The 18,349-nt window shown below is 70.7% G+C and carries 11 protein-coding genes and 1 pseudogene; 6 read left to right on the forward strand and 6 right to left on the reverse strand.

Going from position 1 to position 18,349, the window contains the following annotated elements:
* Positions 1-33 precede the first annotated feature (33 nt).
* Genes IE209_RS09290 through IE209_RS09300 form a run of 3 tightly spaced genes read right to left on the reverse strand, consistent with a single transcriptional unit; the run spans position 34 to position 4,200 of the window.
* The gene (locus IE209_RS09290) at positions 34-1,974 is read right to left on the reverse strand and encodes an acyl CoA:acetate/3-ketoacid CoA transferase (RefSeq protein WP_189686660.1); all 1,941 of its coding nucleotides are present in this window, start codon (positions 1,972-1,974) and stop codon (positions 34-36) included.
* Between the two features lie 28 nt (positions 1,975-2,002).
* On the reverse strand, positions 2,003-2,812 hold the full coding sequence (locus tag IE209_RS09295) for a transporter substrate-binding domain-containing protein (protein ID WP_189686661.1): 810 nt from the start codon (positions 2,810-2,812) through the stop codon (positions 2,003-2,005).
* A gap of 2 nt (positions 2,813-2,814) precedes the next feature.
* Positions 2,815-4,200 carry a GntP family permease gene (locus IE209_RS09300; RefSeq protein WP_189686662.1) on the reverse strand — a complete coding sequence of 462 codons (1,386 nt, stop codon included), beginning with the start codon at positions 4,198-4,200 and terminating at the stop codon, positions 2,815-2,817.
* Between the two features lie 236 nt (positions 4,201-4,436).
* Between IE209_RS09300 and IE209_RS09305 the strand changes: the two are divergent.
* From IE209_RS09305 to IE209_RS09330, 6 genes and pseudogenes are all read left to right on the forward strand, one after another.
* Positions 4,437-5,901: pseudogene (locus IE209_RS09305) on the forward strand (sigma-54 interaction domain-containing protein).
* A gap of 413 nt (positions 5,902-6,314) precedes the next feature.
* Complete coding sequence (locus tag IE209_RS09310) at positions 6,315-6,962, forward strand: PEP-CTERM sorting domain-containing protein (RefSeq protein ID WP_189686663.1); 648 nt, start codon at positions 6,315-6,317, stop codon at positions 6,960-6,962.
* Positions 6,963-7,095: 133 nt separating this feature from the next.
* Positions 7,096-10,419 (forward strand): SdrD B-like domain-containing protein, encoded by a 3,324-nt coding sequence (locus IE209_RS09315; protein WP_189686664.1) that lies wholly within the window; start codon positions 7,096-7,098, stop codon positions 10,417-10,419.
* An 89-nt stretch (positions 10,420-10,508) separates the two neighbouring features.
* Complete coding sequence (locus IE209_RS09320; protein WP_189686665.1) at positions 10,509-12,647, forward strand: type I secretion system permease/ATPase; 2,139 nt, start codon at positions 10,509-10,511, stop codon at positions 12,645-12,647.
* Positions 12,648-12,654: 7 nt separating this feature from the next.
* Positions 12,655-13,959 carry an HlyD family type I secretion periplasmic adaptor subunit gene (locus IE209_RS09325; protein WP_189686666.1) on the forward strand — a complete coding sequence of 435 codons (1,305 nt, stop codon included), beginning with the start codon at positions 12,655-12,657 and terminating at the stop codon, positions 13,957-13,959.
* Positions 13,959-15,269, forward strand: a complete 1,311-nt coding sequence (locus IE209_RS09330) for a TolC family protein (protein WP_189686667.1) — start codon at positions 13,959-13,961, stop codon at positions 15,267-15,269. The genes IE209_RS09325 and IE209_RS09330 overlap by 1 nt, the downstream gene beginning before the upstream one ends.
* A 46-nt stretch (positions 15,270-15,315) precedes the next feature.
* Here IE209_RS09330 and IE209_RS09335 read toward each other — a convergent pair whose 3' ends face one another.
* From IE209_RS09335 to IE209_RS09345, 3 genes are read right to left on the reverse strand one after another with little or no spacing between them, the layout of a single operon-like run.
* Complete coding sequence (locus IE209_RS09335; protein WP_229882770.1) at positions 15,316-16,290, reverse strand: Bug family tripartite tricarboxylate transporter substrate binding protein; 975 nt, start codon at positions 16,288-16,290, stop codon at positions 15,316-15,318.
* Positions 16,291-16,321: 31 nt separating this feature from the next.
* Positions 16,322-17,149, reverse strand: coding sequence for a citryl-CoA lyase (locus tag IE209_RS09340; protein ID WP_189686668.1), 828 nt, complete (start codon positions 17,147-17,149; stop codon positions 16,322-16,324).
* Positions 17,146-18,348 (reverse strand): CaiB/BaiF CoA transferase family protein, encoded by a 1,203-nt coding sequence (locus IE209_RS09345; protein ID WP_189686669.1) that lies wholly within the window; start codon positions 18,346-18,348, stop codon positions 17,146-17,148. The genes IE209_RS09340 and IE209_RS09345 overlap by 4 nt, the downstream gene beginning before the upstream one ends.
* Between the last annotated feature and the right edge of the window lies 1 nt (position 18,349).

The following is an 18,349-nucleotide window of genomic DNA, read 5'->3' on the forward strand; positions in this document are numbered from 1 at the left end:
GCGGCCTGCCTGCGGCGGCCTGCGCCGCTTCGGTCAACCCCGCCCCGCCACCGCCGTCCGCGCCTGCACCGCGCTCTCGACGATGTGCGGCGCCACGCCCCGCCGCTTGAGCGCATCGCCCAGCTTCATGCGCAGAAAGCCGCTCGTGGTGTAGCGCGCCACGCTCGCGTAGTGCTGGTCCACGAGGCCGCGCACCATTTCCGAATAGGCGTCCAGCACGTCGGGCAGGATCGCGGAATGGTCGTAGTTGACGACCACGTCCACGCGCCGGCCCAGCGGCGCCACGCGGCGCAGCACCTGCTCGCGGATGGCCTGCACATCGGCCAAGCTGCGCACGGTGTGGCCCTCGAAGTTCACGAACAGCAGGTTCTTGTCCGCGTCGTAGGCGAAGCGCTGCTCCAGCGGCAGGCCCAGCATGCCCTCGCGCAGGCCCATGGGCGCCGGCGCGAAGATGCGCGCATCCATGGGCGCGGGCGGGGCGTGCATGACGGGCACGAAGTCCATGCAGTCCAGGATGTCGCGCTGCAGGTCCACGCCGGGGGCGATCTCCACCAGTTCCAGACCCTGCGCGCAGAGCCGGAACACGCAGCGCTCCGTCACGTACAGCACGCGCTGGCCGCGTTCCACGGCGATGCGGCCGCTGAAGGTGCGGTGCTCCACCTGGTGCACGAACTTCTTCGTGCCGCCGGCCATGAAGCTGCCCACGAACACCACCTGCTTGGCGTTCTGGCTGATGTTGATGAAGCCGCCCGCCCCGGCCAGCTTGGGGCCGAAACGGCTCACGTTCAGGTTGCCTTCGCGGTCGGCCTGGGCCAGGCCCAGGAAGGCGATGTCCAGCCCGCCGCCGTCGTAGAAGTCGAACTGGTAGGGCTGGTCGATGATGGCCTGGGTGTTGACGGCGGCGCCGAAGTTGAGCCCGCCCGCCGGCACGCCGCCGATCACGCCCGGCTCGGCCGTCAGCGTCAACAGGTCGATCACCTTCTCCTCGTGCGCGACCTCGGCGATGCCCTCGGGCATGCCGATGCCCAGGTTCACCACGCTGTTGGCCTGCAGCTCCAGGGCGGCGCGCCGGGCGATGGTCTTGCGCGGCCCCATGGCCATGGGCGCGGTGCCGGCCAGCGGCACGCGCAGCTCGCCGCTGAAGGCCGGGCTGTAGGGCTCGGCGAAGGTCTGCCAGTGGTTCTCGGGCCGCGCCACCACCACGCAGTCCACCAGCACGCCGGGGATCTTCACCTGGCGCGCCGGCAGCGCGTGGCGCTCGGCCAGGCGCTCGACCTGCACGATCACGGTGCCGCCGGAGTTGCGCACGGCCATTGCGATGGCCAGCGCCTCCAGTGTCAGCGCCTCCTTCTCCATCGTGATGTTGCCGTCCGGGTCGGCGGTGGTGCCGCGGATGATGCCCACGTCGATCGGGAAGCCCTGGTAGAACAGGTAGTCGCGCCCGTCGATCGGCATCAGCCGCACGATGTCCTGGGTGGTGCGTTCGTTGAGCTTGCCGCCGCCATGGCGCGGGTCGACGAAGGTTCCCAGGCCCACGCTGGACAGATGCCCCGGCTTGCCGCCCGCGATGTCGCGGAACAGGTGCGAGATCACGCCCTGCGGCAGGTTGTAGGCCTCGATGCGGTTGGACACGGCCAGCTGCTGCAGGCCCGGCACCAGGCCCCAGTGCCCGCCGATCACGCGCTTGACCAGGCCCTCGTGCGCCAGGTGGTTCAGGCCCTTGTGCTTGCCATCGCCCTGTCCGGCCGCGTAGACCAGCGTGAGGTTGCGCGGCTTGCCGTAGGCCTGGGGATGCTCGTCCTCGGAGGCGAGGAACGGCTCCTCCAGCGCGATGGCGATCTCCTCGGCGAAGCCGATGCCGACGAAGCCGCCGGTGGCGACGGTGTCGCCGTCGCGGATCAGGCGCACGGCCTGCGCGGCCGTCACGATCTTGGTCCGCTGCGCGGGGGCGGCAGCTTGTACCGGGTCATGCATGCTCAGTCTCCTTGTGGTGCGGCGCGCTTCAGTTGAACGGCTCTTCGCGGATGCGGCGCTTGTGGTCCTCGACCGGGTCCACCTCGGCCTGCAGCTGCGCGCGCACGATGCGCGCGGCCGTGCCGTCGGCCTGCATCGCAGCCCAGGCCGCCTCCCATTGGGCGGCCTCGTCCTGTGCAACGTCGGGCGAAGTGGCCAGGTACAGCCGCGAGGGCCGGATCACCTGGCCGAACTGCAGCACGTCCAGGTTGCCGCGCACTTCGCGCACGGCATGCACGACCATGGCGCGTGGCGCGATCCAGGCGTCGATGCGCCGGTCCTTCATGCGCTTGGCGTTCATCCATTCCTCGCGCTGCGGCGAGACCTTGGCGAAGCCCAGCGAACGCACCAGCGCCTCGGCGCCGGAGAACTCCAGCACGCCGACCGGCCGGTCCCGGACGTGCGCGAGGTCCGACACGTCCACGCCGGGCGAGCCCACCAGCACCAGGTCGTCGGTCATGAGTTCCACCATCCAGCGGTAATGCGGCTCGCGCTCGGGCGAACGTGTGAGCGCCAGGATGCCCACGCGCGGGCCCTGGCGTGCGATCTCCTGGGCGCGGAACCACGGCAGGTACTCGATGCGGCCCGAGTGGCCGACACGGCCGGCCAACTCCTGCACCAGCGCGTGCAGCACGCCACGGCCGGGCCCGGGATCGGCCGAAACCGAGGCCGAAGGCACCTGGTAGGTGTAGGGCGGCAGCTCGGCCGCCAGCAGGCGCAGCTCCGGCAGGGCCTGGGCGCGGGCGCTGCCGGCCAGCAGGGCCGTGGCCAGCCACAGCAGGCGGATCAGGTGTGCCATGGTCAGAACACCCCCACAGTGAGGTACAGGCCCAGCACCAGGATGCTGGCGGCGAAGGCCGTCAGGCTGCCCACCACGAACAGGTCGAAGTAGGACTGGCGGTGCGTCAGCCCGCAGATGGCCAGCAGCGTGATCACCGCGCCGTTGTGCGGCAGGATGTCCATGGCCGCCGAGCCCATCGCCGCGATGCGGTGCATGATCTCCGGGTTGATGCCCGCGGCCTGCGCCGCGTTCACGTAGTACTCGCCCATGGCGCCCAGCGCCAGGCTCATGCCGCCGGAGGCCGAACCTGTCATGCCGGCCAGCACGGTGACCACCAGCCACAGCGAGATCACCGGGTCCGAGGTCACGGCCTTGAGCCCTTCACGCACCACGGCAAAGGCCGCCAGCGCGGCGATCACGGCGCCGTAGCCCACTTCGGAGGCCGTGTTGGCCATCGGCAGCAGCGAGCCCAGCGTGCCCTTGTTGATGGCGCCCTGCAGGTCGGCGATGCGCTGGCGGTTCGTCAGCGCCAGCACCACGCAGGCCGCCAGCATGGCGCCGATGATGGCCCAGATGGCCAGCACCTTCTTGAGGTCGATGTTCTTGAACTTGGCCGTGGCCAGCTCGCTGTGGTCGAAGGCCGGGATCACGTACTTGGAGAGCAGGAAGTTCAGGCCGATCACGAGCAGGATGGGCAGCAGCGCGAGGAAGAACGAAGGCAGGTTGGCGTTGTCCACCGCGGCGAACTCCTCCTTGTGATCGCCGTAGCCTTCGCCGGCCCTGCGCGCCGCGGCGGTGCGCCGCGACAGCCACAGCATGCCGGTGGCGAACATGAACACTGCCGCCACCAGGCCCATGCCCGGCGCGGCGTAGATGGTGGTCTTGAAGAACGGGATCGGAATCGCGTTCTGGATCGCCGGCGTGCCCGGCAGCGCCACCATCGTGAAGGTGAAGCTTCCGAGCCCGATGGCGGCCGGGATCAGCCGCTTGGGGATCTGCGCCTCGCGGAACAGCGAGGCCGCGATCGGATAGACCGAGAACGCCACCACGAACAGCGAGACGCCGCCATAGGTCAGCAGCGCACAGGCCAGCACCATGGCCAGGATGGCGCGCTCGCCGCCGACCCAGCGCACGATCTGGTGGGCGATGGCGCGCGCCGCGCCCGACTCGTCCATGAGCTTGCCGAACACCGCACCGAGCAGGAACAGCGGGAAGTAGGTGGCGAAGTAGCTGCCCAGCGCCGGCATGAAGATCTGCGTGTAGCTGGCGAAGAAGGGCAGGTCGCCGATGTTGAAGGCCACCGCCATGGCGGCGCAGATGGGCGCAATGAAGATGACGTTCCAGCCGCGGTGGGCCAGGAAGATGAGCAGCGCCAGGGACGCAAAGATGCCAACGATGCCAAGCATGGGAAATGTCTCCGAGTGGGGTGAGCGTTCCCGACCCCTTGTGCGAAACCTGTGCCAGCCCAAAACCTCGGGTTAACCCGCAGGTTTGGAGCCACGAACGGCAGCTTTCGCGTGGTCGATGTACGCGTTCGTGGACAGTGCTTGGCCGCGGTGTACAGTCCTCTGGACATACTGCGGCGGTCGGTCGACCGCGCCGCACGAGAGAGCAGATTCAATGAGAAAGCCCGAGGGGACGCATGACCGCAGCGGCGCACACCGAAGCCTGGCCGGACGGCGTTCTGGGCCACAGCGCCGCCAGCATCCGCACGCTGGCGATCCGCTCGCTGTTCGACCGCCTGGAAGATCTGTGCGAAGGCGCCGTCGCCGTCGATGTGCAGGCGCGCGTGGCGTGGATCAACGACAAGTACGCGCGCAAGGTCGGCCTGGACGATGCCCGGGCCGCGCTGGGCCGGCCGATCGAGGAGATCATTCCCCACAGCGCGCTGCGTGAAGTCGCGCGCAGCGGCAAGCCCATCCTGGTGGACATCATGCCGCTCGGGGCGGAACACGTGGTGGTCACGCGGCTGCCGCTGCGCGACGAACAGGGCCAGGTGGTAGGTGCCATCGGTTTCGTGCTGTACGAGCGGGTGGACGGACTCAAGCCCGTCATGGCCAAGCTGCAGCAGTTGCAGATGCGGCTGCAGGCGGCCGAGCGCGAGCTGGCCGACAACCGCCGTGCACGCTACAGCCTGGCCAGCTTTCTTGGCACCTCGGCGCCGGCCAACGAGGTCAAGCGCCAGGCGCGGCGTGCGGCACAACTGGACGCCACCGTGCTGCTGTGCGGCGAGACCGGCACCGGCAAGGAACTGCTGGCCCATGCCATCCACCATGTGTCGCCCCGGGCGGCGCGGCCCTTCGTCAGCGTCAATGCCGCCGCCATCCCCGAATCCTTGCTGGAGGCGGAACTGTTCGGCGTCGCCCCGGGCGCCTACACCGGGGCGGACCGCCGCGGCCGCGACGGCAAGTTCAAGCTCGCCGACGGCGGCACGCTGTTCCTGGACGAAGTGGGCGACATGCCCATGGCCCTGCAGCCCAAGCTGCTGCGCGTGCTGCAGGAGCAGGAGATCGAGCCGCTGGGTGCCAACCGCCTGCTGCGGCTGGATGTGCGCGTGATCGCGGCCAGCAGCTTCGACCTGGGCCAACGCGTGGCCGAGGGCCGCTTCCGCGCCGACCTGTACTACCGGCTGGCCGTGCTCGCACTGCGGCTGCCACCGCTGCGCGAGCGGCTGGACGACTTGCCCCTGCTGGTGGAACACCTGCTCGAGGACATCGGGGCACGCATGGGGCAGGCGGTCGACATCGACGCGGATGGCCTCGCGCTGCTCCGGCGGCACGATTGGCCGGGCAACGTGCGCGAGCTGCGCAACACGCTGGAGCGCAGCGCTGCTGCAGAGCGACACACCGCACCTGGACGCTGCGCACGTCGCCGCGGCGCTGCCCGCGCCCAGGCCCGAAGCGATGCCGCCGCCGGCCGCGCCCGTGCCGGAACCTGCCGCCGACGCGGCGGTGCAACCGCTTGCCGAGGCCTTGCTCGCGGCGGAACGTCTGGCGATCTCCGCCGCACTCCAGGCCCATAGCGGCAGCAAGGTGGCCGCGGCGCGCGCGCTCGGCATCTCGCGCGCGGCGCTGTACCAGAAGCTCGCCGCGCACGGCCTAGGCTGACCAGGGCGCCAGGCCCACAGGCCGGCGTGGCCGCTTTCTCCCGCTTGTCGAACGGTCGCAGCCGGTGCCTGGCTGCCCGCCAGCCGTCGCCGCCCGCATCGCTGCTCTGCCTCGCTCGCCCCGTCGGCTGAGGTCGCGTTGGTCGCCATGGAGGACGGACTCCCCGTCACCAGCGCATAGTTCGTATGCAACTTGAAACAAAATTTAGACCGGTTTCAAGAATACAAAACACACAAATGGAACACTAAAAGTGAAAAACTCGCACCCCTCTCATTGGCCGTAAAAATTGTGTACCAAAGGTGCGCGTTTCGTCAGCGCTGAGGTCATCGGGGGAGGCAGCGCTGAGACCGGGGATCGGGAGCCGAGCTATCTGCTTCAGCTTTTGAACCAATACAACAAAGTACGAGGAACCCATGAAATTTCGTCCAAGAATGCTGCTCGCGGCCCTGGCTCTGGCGGGCATGGCAGGCGCCGCCCAGGCCGATGTGCTGATGGTCGACGTCAACAACGGGTACACGACCCTGGCCGAGGCGCCGGGCTACCAAGGCGAAGTCGCGCAGTGGAGCGTCACCAACACCACGCCGGTCGGCGCGCCATACGACAGCTTCGTGGCCTATTGCCTGCAGATGATGGAATCGGTCGACCAGGTCGGCACGCAGAACTACACCCGTGTGAGCTTCAACGCCAGTGCCGACGTGCAGGAGCTGTACGACCGCTTCTACAGCCAATCCCTCACCAGTGCCGTCAATGCCGTGGGTTTTCAGCTGGCGCTGTGGGACTTGCTCGGCCAGGGCGATGCGACCGGCTTCGTGACCGGGCTGGCGGGCGCAGGCGCTGCGGCCCTGATGATGTTGGACGAAGTGGCCAATGGCACCGATCCCTACGAGGAGGGCCAGTACGAGCTGATCTCCTGGATCTCGGAAGACAAGCAGGATCTGCTGCAGGCCGTGCGCACGGGTGGCGGCGAGGTCCCCGAGCCGAACGCCCTGGTGCTGGGTGGCGTCGGCCTGGTCGCCCTGGGATGGGCATCGCGTCGCCGCAAGACGATCGACCGGGGCTGATTGCACCGCGCGCACGGCGCGCCGTGCGCTGCCCACCCGGCGCGCGGGGGTGCTCGCCACCCCTGCGCCATTTGAATTCCATTGTGTTTGAACATCGTCCTGCGCCGCAGTGCGGGCGGGAGAGGAGCGTTTGATGGGAGCCCCCAATAACCTGACCACCAGCGTCGAAGTCTGTGAAGACACGGACAAGACCTTCAGCCTGGTGGACCTGCTCGTCGCGGCCGGTTACACGCCCACGGCACCGGTGACGGTGACGCAGGCGCTGGTGACCAATCCGGACGGAACGATTTCCCCGGCGCCCACGTCCTTGGTGCGCCTGAGCGCCGATGGCAGCGGCATGACCATCACCGCCAGCAACGAGGCGAACTGGTACGGCAGCCTGAGCAGCCTGAACCTGGTGGTCGAGGTCGGGGTACAGACCTTCACGGTGCGCGTCAACATCACGGTCCTGCCGGTCAACGATGCGCCCGAAGGCACGGACCACACCATCGCGCTGACCGACGATGCGGGCTATGTGCTCAAGGAGTCCGATTTCGGCTTCCACGACCCGGTGGAGGGCAACCAATTCAAGTCCGTCGTGCTGACGACCCTGCCGACCTCCGGCCAGCTGCTGCTCAATGGCGTGGCCCTGGCAGCCGGTGCCGAGGTCTCGGTGCAGGACATCCGCGCTGGCGCCCTGGTGTACCGGCCGCCGGCCGCGGGGGCGGGGCCGGTCGGCTTCGACTTCCAGGTGCGCGACGACGGCGGCACCGCCAATTGCAACGGCCAGGACCTCGACCTCACCCCCAACCGCATGACCTTCGACCCCAAGCTGGGCAGCCTGGGCGACCGCGTCTGGTTCGATGCCAATGGCAACGGCGTCCAGGATGCGGGCGAGACCGGCGTGGCCGGCATCAGCGTGGTGCTGACGGGCGCGGGCGCCGACGGCACCTTCGGCACGGCGGACGACATCAGCCGGACCACGACGACGAACAGCACGGGCAACTACCTGTTCAGCAACCTGGCATCGGGCCAGTACCGCGTGAGCTTCAATGCGGGCACCACCTACGCCTTCACCGCGGCGGACCGCGGTAGCAACGACGCCGCTGATTCCGATGCCAATGCCAGCGGCGCGACGGGTGTGGTGCAACTGGGCATCGGCGAGAACGACCTGACGGTGGACGCCGGCCTGGTGCTGCGCGAAACCAACACCGCGAAACTGGGCGACCGGCTGTGGTACGACACGGACCGCGACGGCGTGCAGGACACGGGCGAGACCGGCGTGGCCGGTGTGACCGTGACGCTGGCCGGCGCCGGTGCCGACGGCGTGTTCGGCACGGCCGACGACATCAGCCGCACGACGACCACCAACAGCACGGGCAACTACCTGTTCAGCAACCTGGCTGCGGGCCAGTACCGCGTGACTTTCGGCGCGGTGGCCGGCTATGGCTTCACGACGGCCAACGTGGGCACCAACGACGCCGCCGACTCGGATGTGAACGCCAGCGGCGTCTCGCACACCGTCACGCTGGCCATGGGGCAGTCCGATCTGACGGTGGACGCCGGCATCGTGCAATGCGAGACCAACACCGCGAGCCTGGGCGACCGGCTGTGGTACGACACGGACCGCGACGGCGTGCAGGACACGGGCGAGACCGGCGTGGCCGGTGTGACCGTGACGCTGGCCGGCGCCGGTGCCGATGGCGTGTTCGGCACGGCCGACGACATCAGCCGCACGACGACCACCAACAGCACGGGCAACTACCTGTTCAGCAACCTGGCTGCGGGCCAGTACCGCGTCACTTTCGGTTCCGTCGCCGGCTACGATTTCACGACGGCCAACGTGGGCACCAACGACGCCACCGACTCGGATGTGAACGCCAGCGGCGTTTCGCACACCGTCACGCTGGGCATCGGCCAGTCCAACCTGACGGTGGACGCCGGCATCGTGCAGCGCGAGACCAACACCGCGAAACTGGGCGACCGGCTGTGGTACGACACGGACCGCGACGGCGTGCAGGACACGGGCGAGACCGGTGTGGCCGGCGTGACCGTGACGCTGGCCGGCGCCGGTGCCGACGGCGTGTTCGGCACGGCCGACGACATCAGCCGCACGACGACCACCAACAGCACGGGCAACTACCTGTTCAGCAACCTGGCTGCGGGCCAGTACCGCGTGACCTTCGGCGCGGTGGCCGGCTACGACTTCACGACGGCCAACGCAGGCACCAACGACGCCACCGACTCGGATGTGAACCTCAGCGGCGTCTCGCACACCGTGACGCTGGGCATCGGCCAAAGCGACCTGACCGTGGATGCGGGCGTGGTGCAGCGCCCCGTCGGCACCGGGGCCATCGGCGATTTCGTCTGGTTCGACTACGGCGCGGGCGCCAGCTACCACAACAACCTGCAGGACAGCAACGAAACCACGAAGCCGTACCTGGTGGTCAACACCAAGGTGGAGTTGCACGATGCCGACACGGGGGCCCTGCTGCAGACCACCTACACGGGCACCGACGGCAAGTACCTGTTCACGGGCGTCAACGCCGGCAACTACTACCTGACTTTCGACAACACCAACGCGACGTACTACAGCACCTACTACCAGAAGTACGTCAGCGCGGCCGGCCAGGCCTACGTGACCAAGGACGTCGGCACCGACGACACGCGCGACTCGGATGTCTACAACTCCGGGGCGCTCAAGGGGCGCACCGACAGCTTCTACCTGGCGCAGGGCCAGATCGACCTCACACGCGACTTCGGCATCACGCCCATCGTGCTCGACCTGGACGGCAACGGCATCCAGACCGTGGCACGCCAGGCCTCGGACGCCAGCTTCGACCTGTTCGGCAATGGCAGCCCCGTGCATTCGGGCTGGATCTCCGGCGGCGACGGCTTCCTGGCCGTGGACAGCAACGGCAACGGCCGCATCGACGACATAGGCGAGCTGTTCGGCGGCAATGCCAAGGGCGCGGGCTTCGCCAAGCTGGCCAGCTTCGACAGCAATGGCGACGGCCTGGTCGACGGCCGCGACGCTGCTTTCGGCGAGCTGCGCGTCTGGGTCGATGCCGACGGCAACCGCCAGACCGACGCCGGCGAGCTGCGCACGCTGGCCGATGCCGGCATCGCCGCGCTGACCGTGGACTACGTGGAGCAGCCTTTCCTCGATGCGCAGGGCAACCTGCACCTGGAACGCAGCAGCGCCAGCCTGGCCGATGGCAGCGTGGTGGACATGACCGACGTGTACTTCAACGTCGACGCCGCCGATGCGCTGGCCGCCGGCGTGGAGCTGCCGACCATGGGCGAGCTGCTGGGCGTGGACGACGCGCTGCTGCAGCAGGCCTTCGGTGCGGGCACGCTGAGCGGCCAGGCCGGCCTGGCTGCCGCGGAACTCGGCTTCGATGCCGCGGCCGAGGCGCAGCGGGCCATCGCCGAAGCCATGAAGCACGCAGAGGCCTCGCTGGCCGTGGGCGGCTGAAGCCGGGCCCGCCGCCGCCGCACGGGCCCCGCCCCGGGCGGCGGCATTCTCATTTCGTGCCGCCGGCAGCGCCGGCGTGCACCCATGCCATGAACCCTCCTCCCATGATCCAGGCGGCGGTGCCGGCCGAGACGGCTCTGCTGGACGGCATCGCCTTCCTGGCGCGCTACTTCGGCAGCGCTATCGAACGCGCCACGCTGCTGGAGGCCGCGCGCGGCAGCGGCGGCATCGACGACCTGCTGGCCGTCTGCGCCGCGCGTGCCGGCCTGGCCTGCACGCCACTGTCTGCGGGCGAGGTGCGCGCCACCATGCTGCCGGCGCTGGTGCGCGGCGACAACGGCCGCGTGCTGGTGGCCTTGCAGCGCGAGGGCGAGCGCTTCGAATGCCATGTGCCCGACGTGCAGGGCAGCCACTGGCTGAGCGGGGCCCAGCTGCAGGCCGAGTGCCCCGGCGCGCGTTGGCACGCCGTGCGCCCCGCGCTGTTCTTCGACCAGCGCAGCCTGCTCTACACCCTGCCGTCCGCGCGGCGCTGGTTCTGGGACGTGTTCGGCCGCAACCGCTGGATCTTCGGCTGGGCTTTGCTGGGCACGCTGGCGCTGAACCTGTTCGGCGCGCTGATCCCGTTCTTCTCGATGGCGGTCTACGACCGCGTCGTGCCCAACAACGCGCTGGGCAGCCTGTGGGTGCTCACGCTGGCGGCCGTGCTGCTGCTGGGCTTCGAGCTGGTCATGAAGCTGCTGCGCAGCGGCTTGCTGGAATCAGCCGCCCGGCGCATGGACCTGGCCCTGTCCTCGGCCATCTTCGCGCAGTGCCTGCGCCTGCGCGCGGCCACGCGGCCGGCCTCGGGCGGCGTGCTGGCCAACCTGGTGCGCGACTTCGAATCCGTGCGCGACTTCTTCGCCGCCGGCACGCTGGCCGTGCTGGGCGACCTGCCGTTCCTGCTGCTGTTCCTGGGCCTGATCGTGCTGATCGGCGGCTGGCTGGTGCTGGTGCCGCTGGCCATGATCGTGCTGATGCTGGCCAGCGCCTGGCTGCTGCAAAAGCCGCTGGCGCGCCAGGTCATGTCCTCCACGCGCGAAGGCGCGCAGCGCACGGCCCATTTGTTCGAGACCATGAACGCGCTGGACACCGTCAAGTCCCTGGGCGCGGAGGCCTGGAGCCGGCGCAAGTGGGAGCAGCTGACGGTGGCCATCGCCCACAGCAGCCTGAAGACGCGCGAACTCGTCAACCTGGGCGCCTCGCTCTCGACCTCGGCCATGGGGCTGTCCAGCGTGCTGCTGGTCACCGCCGGCGCCGTGCTGATCGGCGAGCAGGCGCTCACGCTGGGCCAGCTCATCGGCGTGACCATGCTGTCGGGCCGGGCCCTGACGCCCGTGGCGCAGATCGCCAGCCTGATGGTGCGCTGGCAGCAGACCCGTTTGTCGCTGCAGGCCACCGACCAGATCATGGCCGCCGCCACCGACGATGCCAATGCCACGCTGCATGCGCCGCCGCTGCGCGGCGCGCTGGAACTGCGCGAGGTGCATTTCGCCTACCCGCAGCGTCCGCCCCTGCTGGACCGGCTCAGCCTGCGCATCCGGCCCGGCGAGCGGGTCGGCTTCATCGGCAAGCTGGGCTCGGGCAAGAGCACGCTGCTCAAGCTCGTGCTGAACCTGCACCAGCCCGCCAGCGGCAGCGTCCTGGTGGACGATCTGGTCACCACCCAGCTCGACGCGCTGAGCCTGCGGCGCCAGATCGGCTACGTGCCGCAGGACGTCACGCTGTTCCACGGCACCGTGCGCGAGAACATCGAACTGGGCCGCACCGACGGCGGCGACGCGGCGCTGCTGGCTGCCATCCGCGGCGCCTGCCTGGACGAAACACTCGCCCAGCTGCCCGCCGGCGTGGACACCCAGGTCGGTGAACGCGGCGAACTGCTGTCCGGTGGCCAGCGCCAGGCCGTGGCCATCGCCCGGGCGCTGCTGCCGCGGCCGCGCCTGTTGCTGCTGGACGAGCCCAGCTCCATGATGGACCCGGCCACCGAGCAACGCCTGATCGGCCAGCTGCGTGCGCTGCCGGACACCACGCTGCTGCTGGTCACGCACCGCATGGCCATGCTGCCGCTGGTCGACCGCCTGGTCGTGATGGACCGCGGCCGCGTCGTGGCCGACGGCCCGCGCGACCAGGTGCTGCGCGCGCTCGCGCAGAACGCCGGGGCCGTTCCGTCCCCCCAGCAGGCCGCCGGCTGAGACCGCCATGGCAAGCGATACCCGACCCCTGGCCGGCCCCGCCGACCTGGACACCACGCCGCGCCGCCTGGCCCTGGTGCTGGTGGCCGCGCTGGCCCTGTTCTGCGTCGTTGCGCTGGTCTGGATGGCCTTGGCCCGGATCGATGTGGCCGTCAACGCCCGCGGCAGCGTCGTCGCACCCAGCCGCGTGCAGGAAGTGGCCAGCCTGGAAGGCGGCATCGTGCACCGGCTGCTGGTCAAGGCCGGCGACAGCGTGGTGCGCGGCCAGCCCCTGGCCCAGCTGGACCGTGCCCAGTACGCGGCCGACCTCGGCGAAAGCCTGCAGACGCGCCGCGCGCTGCAGGCCGCGCGCATCCGCTTCGACGCGCTGCTGGCCGGCCGCACGCCCGACTTCTCCGGCCTGGAGCCCGAGGCCGCGCCGCTGGTGCGTGAGGAACGGCGCCTGTGGGAAGAGGCCTGGCGCGAGCACCAGGCCGGCCAGGCCGCCACCGCCGAAGCCGTGCGCGCGCGCGCCGCCGCGCTGCAGGAGGCGCATGCCCGCATCGCCAGCCTGCAGGCGGCCGAGGCCTCCGCGCGCGAATCGCTGCAGATCGAGGAACGCCTGCTGCAGGCCGGCGCCGGCGCACGCGCCGACTACCTGGCGGCGCAGCAGCGCTGGCTGGCCCAGAAGGGCGAGCTGTCGGCGCTGCACGAGTCGCTGCCGCGCCTGCAGGCCGCACTGGCCGAGGCCCGGGCCCAGGGCGCGGAGCTGACGGCGCGTGCACGCGCGCAGTGGGGCCTCCAGCGCACCGAGATCGAGGGCAAGCTCGGCACACTGTCGCCGCAGGTCCAGGGGCGCGAAGACCGGCTGCAGCGGCGCGAACTGCTCTCGCCCATGGACGGCGTGGTCAACCGCGTGCTGATCGCCACGCAGGGCGGCGTGGCCGGCGCCGGCGCGCCCATCCTGGAGATCGTGCCGCACGACGATGCGCTGCGCATCAGCGCGCGGGTCGGCCCGGCGGACATCGGCTTCCTGCATGCGCAGCAGCAGGCCCGGGTGCGCGTGGCGGCCTTCGACGCGTCCATCTACGGCACGCTGGATGCCACGGTTGCGCGCGTCGGCGCCGACGTGCTGCTGGACAACGACAAGCAGCCCTACTTCGAGGTCGAGCTCGTGGCCGCCAACGACCACCTCGAGCACGGCGGCAAGCGGCTGGCGCTGCAGCCCGGCATGTCGGTGGAGGCCAGCATCCTGACCGGCCAGCGCACGGTGCTGCAGTATTTGCTCAAGCCCGTGTTCAAGACCCTGGGCACGGCCCTGCAGGAGCGCTGATGGCCAGGCGCGTTCTGGTGGCGGCGGCGCTGTGGCTGGCCTGGCTGGCCGGCGCGGCCATGGCGCAGGACGAGCGCGTGTGGACCCTGCCACGTGCGCTCGAGCAGGCGCTGGTGCGCGATGCGCAGGTGGCGGGTGCCCGCGCCAAGGCCCAGGCCGCGCAGGCGCAGCAGCGCCAGGCCGACGGCCGGCTCTGGCCCAGCGCCGGTCTGCGCCTGACCCAAGGCCGCAGCTCCGACCGCGACCCGCCGTTCGTGTTCGAGCGCAGCACCCGGCGTGGCGAAGCCTTCCTGCGCTGGAACCTGTTCAACGGCCTGGAGGACCAGCGCCAGATCGCGGCCCAGGCATTCGATGCCGTCGCCGCCGAGGCCGAGCTGCTGCAGGCACTGGACGAGGCCTGCGAGCGCATCGCCGTCGCCTACTTCAGCCTGCTGCGCCACCAGCACCTGGCCGGTCTGGCCCGCCAGCGCCTGGGCGAGGTCGAGCGGCTGGCCGCGCGCGTGGCCAGCCAGGCCGCGCTGGGCAAGGCCTCGGAGGCCGACGCCCAGCTCGCCGAGGCCTCGCGCATCGATGCGCAGCTCGCGCTGCAGGGCATCGAGGCCGAGCAGCAGGCGGCCCGCTCCCGGCTGGCCGTGCTGCTGGGGCTGCGGGAGGGCGCGGCGCTGCAAGTGGCCGATGCGCCGCTGCCGCCCGTGGATGCCGAGCTGGAGCCGCGCGCCTGGGCCGACCAGGCGGAGCGGCAGAACGGGCAATGGCTGGCCGCCGCGGCGCGCGTGGCCGGCACGCGCCGGCGCATCGCCGGCATCGCGCCCGAGTACCTGCCGCGGCTGGACCTGGATCTGCGCCGCAGCCTGTACGACCGCACCGATCCCCAGCCCACCACCTCGCAGCGCCATGGCTGGTCCGTCGGCCTGACCTGGGAGGTGCCGCTGGGCGGTGCGCCGCGCGCGCGCCAGGACGAGCTGCGCGCCCGCGCCGCGCTGGCCGAGGCGGAACTGCAGCGTGTGCGCGACGGGGTCCAGGCCGACGCCGGTGCCGCGCGCGCGCAGGCGCGCCAGACCGCCAGCGCCGCCCCGCAGCTGACGCAACAGCGCCAGCGCTGGGAGCAGGTGGTGCGCGCCAGCGAGCTGCAGTTCGACGCCGGCCGGCGCAGCCTGATGCAGCTGATCGACCAGTACGACCGGCGCTTCGGCGTGCAGCAGCGCGACATCGAGAACACCTGGCAGCAGGCCGAGGCCCACCTGCGGTTGCGCCGGCTGGCGGGCGATCTGGCCGAGTGGTTCGGCGTGCTGGACGGCGGCACGCGCTGAGGGCGGGGACGGTCGGCGGTGCGGGCGGCGTGCGCGGTGCCGCGGTTCAGTCCAGCGAGATGTTGGCGCTGCGGATGACCTCGCCCCATTTCTGCTGGTCGCGCCGCACCCAGGCGCCGACCTCCTGCGGCCCGGTGGGCAGCGGCTCCATGCCATGGGCCTCGATCCGGCGCGCCAGCTCGGGGTCCTTGAGCGTCTGCTGCAGCAAGGCGCTGATGCGCTCCACCACCGCGGGCGGCGTCTTCAGCGGAACGTACATGGCGTACCAGGAGCTGTAGTCGAAGCCGGGCAGCGTGGCGGACATGAGCGGCAGCGAGCGGGTGGCAGGCGAGGTGCTGACCGAGGTCGCGGCGACCAGGCGCACCAGCCCCTTGTCGATGGCGGCCTGCAGCGAGGGCAGGCTGCTGAACATGGCCCCCACCCGGCCCGACGCGAGGTCGGAGATGGCCGGCGCCGTGCCCTTGTACGGCACGTGGATCACCTCGGTCTTCGACAGGCTCTTGAACAGCTCGGCGCCCAGGTGCGCGGTGCCGCCCACGCCGGCCGACGCGAAGGACAGCTGGCCGGGGTTCGCGCGGGCGTAGTCCACCAGCTCCTGCACGTTGCGGACCGGGAGCCTGGCGGACACCACCAGCACATGGGCGCTGGTCGTCACCATGCCCACGGGTTGCAGCCGGGCCAGGTGGTCGGCGCCCCCCTGCTTGCTCAAGAGGGGTTGCAGCACCGCGTTGCCCAGCGCGGGCATCCACAGCGTGTGGCCGTCGGGCTCGGAGCGGCTGACGGCCATCAGCGAGGGGATGCCCATGGCGCCGCCCTGGTTCTCCACGACGAAGGCCTGGCCGGTGGCTGTGGCGAGCTTCTGCGCGATCTCGCGCGCCGTGATGTCGGCGGGCCCGCCCGCGGCATAGGGCACCACGATCTTGACTGGCTTGGCAGGCCAGTGGGCCTGTGCGTGCAAGGTGCCGGCGGTGGCGCAGAGCGCTGCGACGACGAGCGCACGGCGGTAAGGGCAAGGGCTCACGGGTGTGTCTCCGTTGGTGGGGTTGGCATGCTCAGCGGGGGGTGGGCAGGTCGCGCGGCCCGGGGCCGTCGTAGGTCCACAGGTAGTTGCGCGGAATCGGCCCCTTGTTCCTGCCGCCCTGGCCGGTCTGTTCCCAGGCGTGCGACAGGATGCCGACCGAGCGCGAGAGGCAGAACAGGCCGCGCGCGAGCGGGGCCGGAAAGCCCAGCTCGGCATAGATCACCGCGGTGGCGCCGTCGATGTTCATGGGGATGCGGCGGCCGCCCTTGCGTGCGGCCAGTTCCTCTTCCACGGCCCGGCCGATCGCGGCGAAGCGGCCGCCGACCACGCCGCTGCGCGCGGCCTCGTCCACCAGCGCCAGCAGCCTGGGCGCGCGCGGGTCCAGCGGGTGGAAGCGGTGCCCGTAGCCCGAGACGAACTTGCCGCGTTCCTCGATCGCCTGGTCCAGGCCGGCGCGCGTGCTGTCGGCCAACGATGCGCCGGCGTCCTGTCGGCGCGCGATGTCCTCGAACATCTCCACGGCCTGCTCGCCCGCACCGCCGTGCACGTCGCCCAGCACGTTGACGGCCGAGGCCATGGCGTTGTTCAGCCCCACGCCGCAGGTCGTCGCCATGCGGGCGATGGCGATGCTGGGCGCCTGCGGTCCGTGGTCCACGCCTGCCACCAGGGCGGCGTCCAGCAGGCGCGCCTGGCCGGCGTCGGGCAGCTCGCCGCGCGTCATGAGCCAGACCATCTGGGCGAAGCCGACGCGGCCGATCAGCTCCTCGATGGCGTAGCCGCGAAAGCGGATCGCGCCGGGGCGCATGTCGATGATGGAGGTGCGCCACCAGTCGGGAACGCGGGGATCGTCGGTGCTCATACAACCTTCTCCTTGATGTGTTCTTCGATCTCGCCCGGCGTGTAGCCGAGCTCTGCCAGGATGGCGGCGGTGTGCTCGCCCAGGCGCGGCGGCGGGCGGTCCACGCGGGGGGCTTCGCCGTTGAGCTTGAAGCCGGTGCGCACCACGCGGATGTCGCGCCCCACGCCGGGCACGTCCTCGAAGCTGCCCACCATGCCGCGCTGCGCGATCTGCGGGTGCTCCAGGGCCTGCGGCACCGAGTAGACCGGCCCGGCCGGCACGCCGACCGCATTGAACAGCGCCCACCAGGCGTTGGCCGACTTGGCGGACAGCGCGTCCTCCACCAGCGCCTTGAGCGCGGCGCGGTGCTGCAGCCGGCCCTGGCGCTCGGCGAAGCGCGGGTCCGTCTTCCATTCGGGGTGCGCCAGCACGTCGCACACGGCTTCCCACTGCTCCTGCTTGTTGGCCGCGATGTTGAGCAGGCCGTCGCCGGTGCGGAAGGTGCCCGAGGGGCTGGCCGTCACGTTGTCGTTGCCCAGCGGCTGGGGCGCGCGGCCGGCGATCAGGTGGTTGGAGACGGCCCAGCCCATGGTGGCCATCGCGGCTTCCAGCATCGACACGTCGACGAACACACCGCCGGTGCGCTGGCGGTCGGCCAGCGCGCTGGCCACGGCGAAGGCCGCCGTGAGGCCGCCGATGGTGTCGGCCACCGGGTAGCCCACGCGGTAGGGCGCGTTCTCCGGCGCGCCCGTGATGCTCATGACGCCGGACATCCCCTGGATGATCTGGTCGTAGGCCGGCAGGTCGCGCAGCGGGCCGTCCTGTCCGAAGCCCGAAATGGCGCAGTAGACGAGCTTGGGGTTGTCCTTCAGCAGATCCTCGTAGCCCAGGCCCAGGCGCTGCATCACGCCGGGCCGGTAGTTCTCGACCAGCACCTCGGCCGTGCGCACCAGTCGGCGCAGCGCTTCCTTGCCCTTGGGATGCTTGAGGTCCAGCGTGATGGACCGCTTGCCCGGGTTCTGCGCCAGGAAGGACACGCCCATCATGGCCTGGTTCAAGGCGGGATCGGCGCCGAGCTGGCGGGCCAGGTCGCCGGTGTGGCGCGCTTCGACCTTGATGACGTCGGCGCCCATGTGCGCGAGTTGGTGGCACGCGAAGGGCCCCGCCAGCACGTTGGTGAGGTCCAGCACGCGGATGCCGTGCAGGGGTTGGATGGCCATG

Source organism: Pseudorhodoferax aquiterrae (assembly GCF_014652235.1).
GTDB classification, from domain to species: Bacteria; Pseudomonadota; Gammaproteobacteria; order Burkholderiales; family Burkholderiaceae_C; genus Pseudorhodoferax; species Pseudorhodoferax aquiterrae.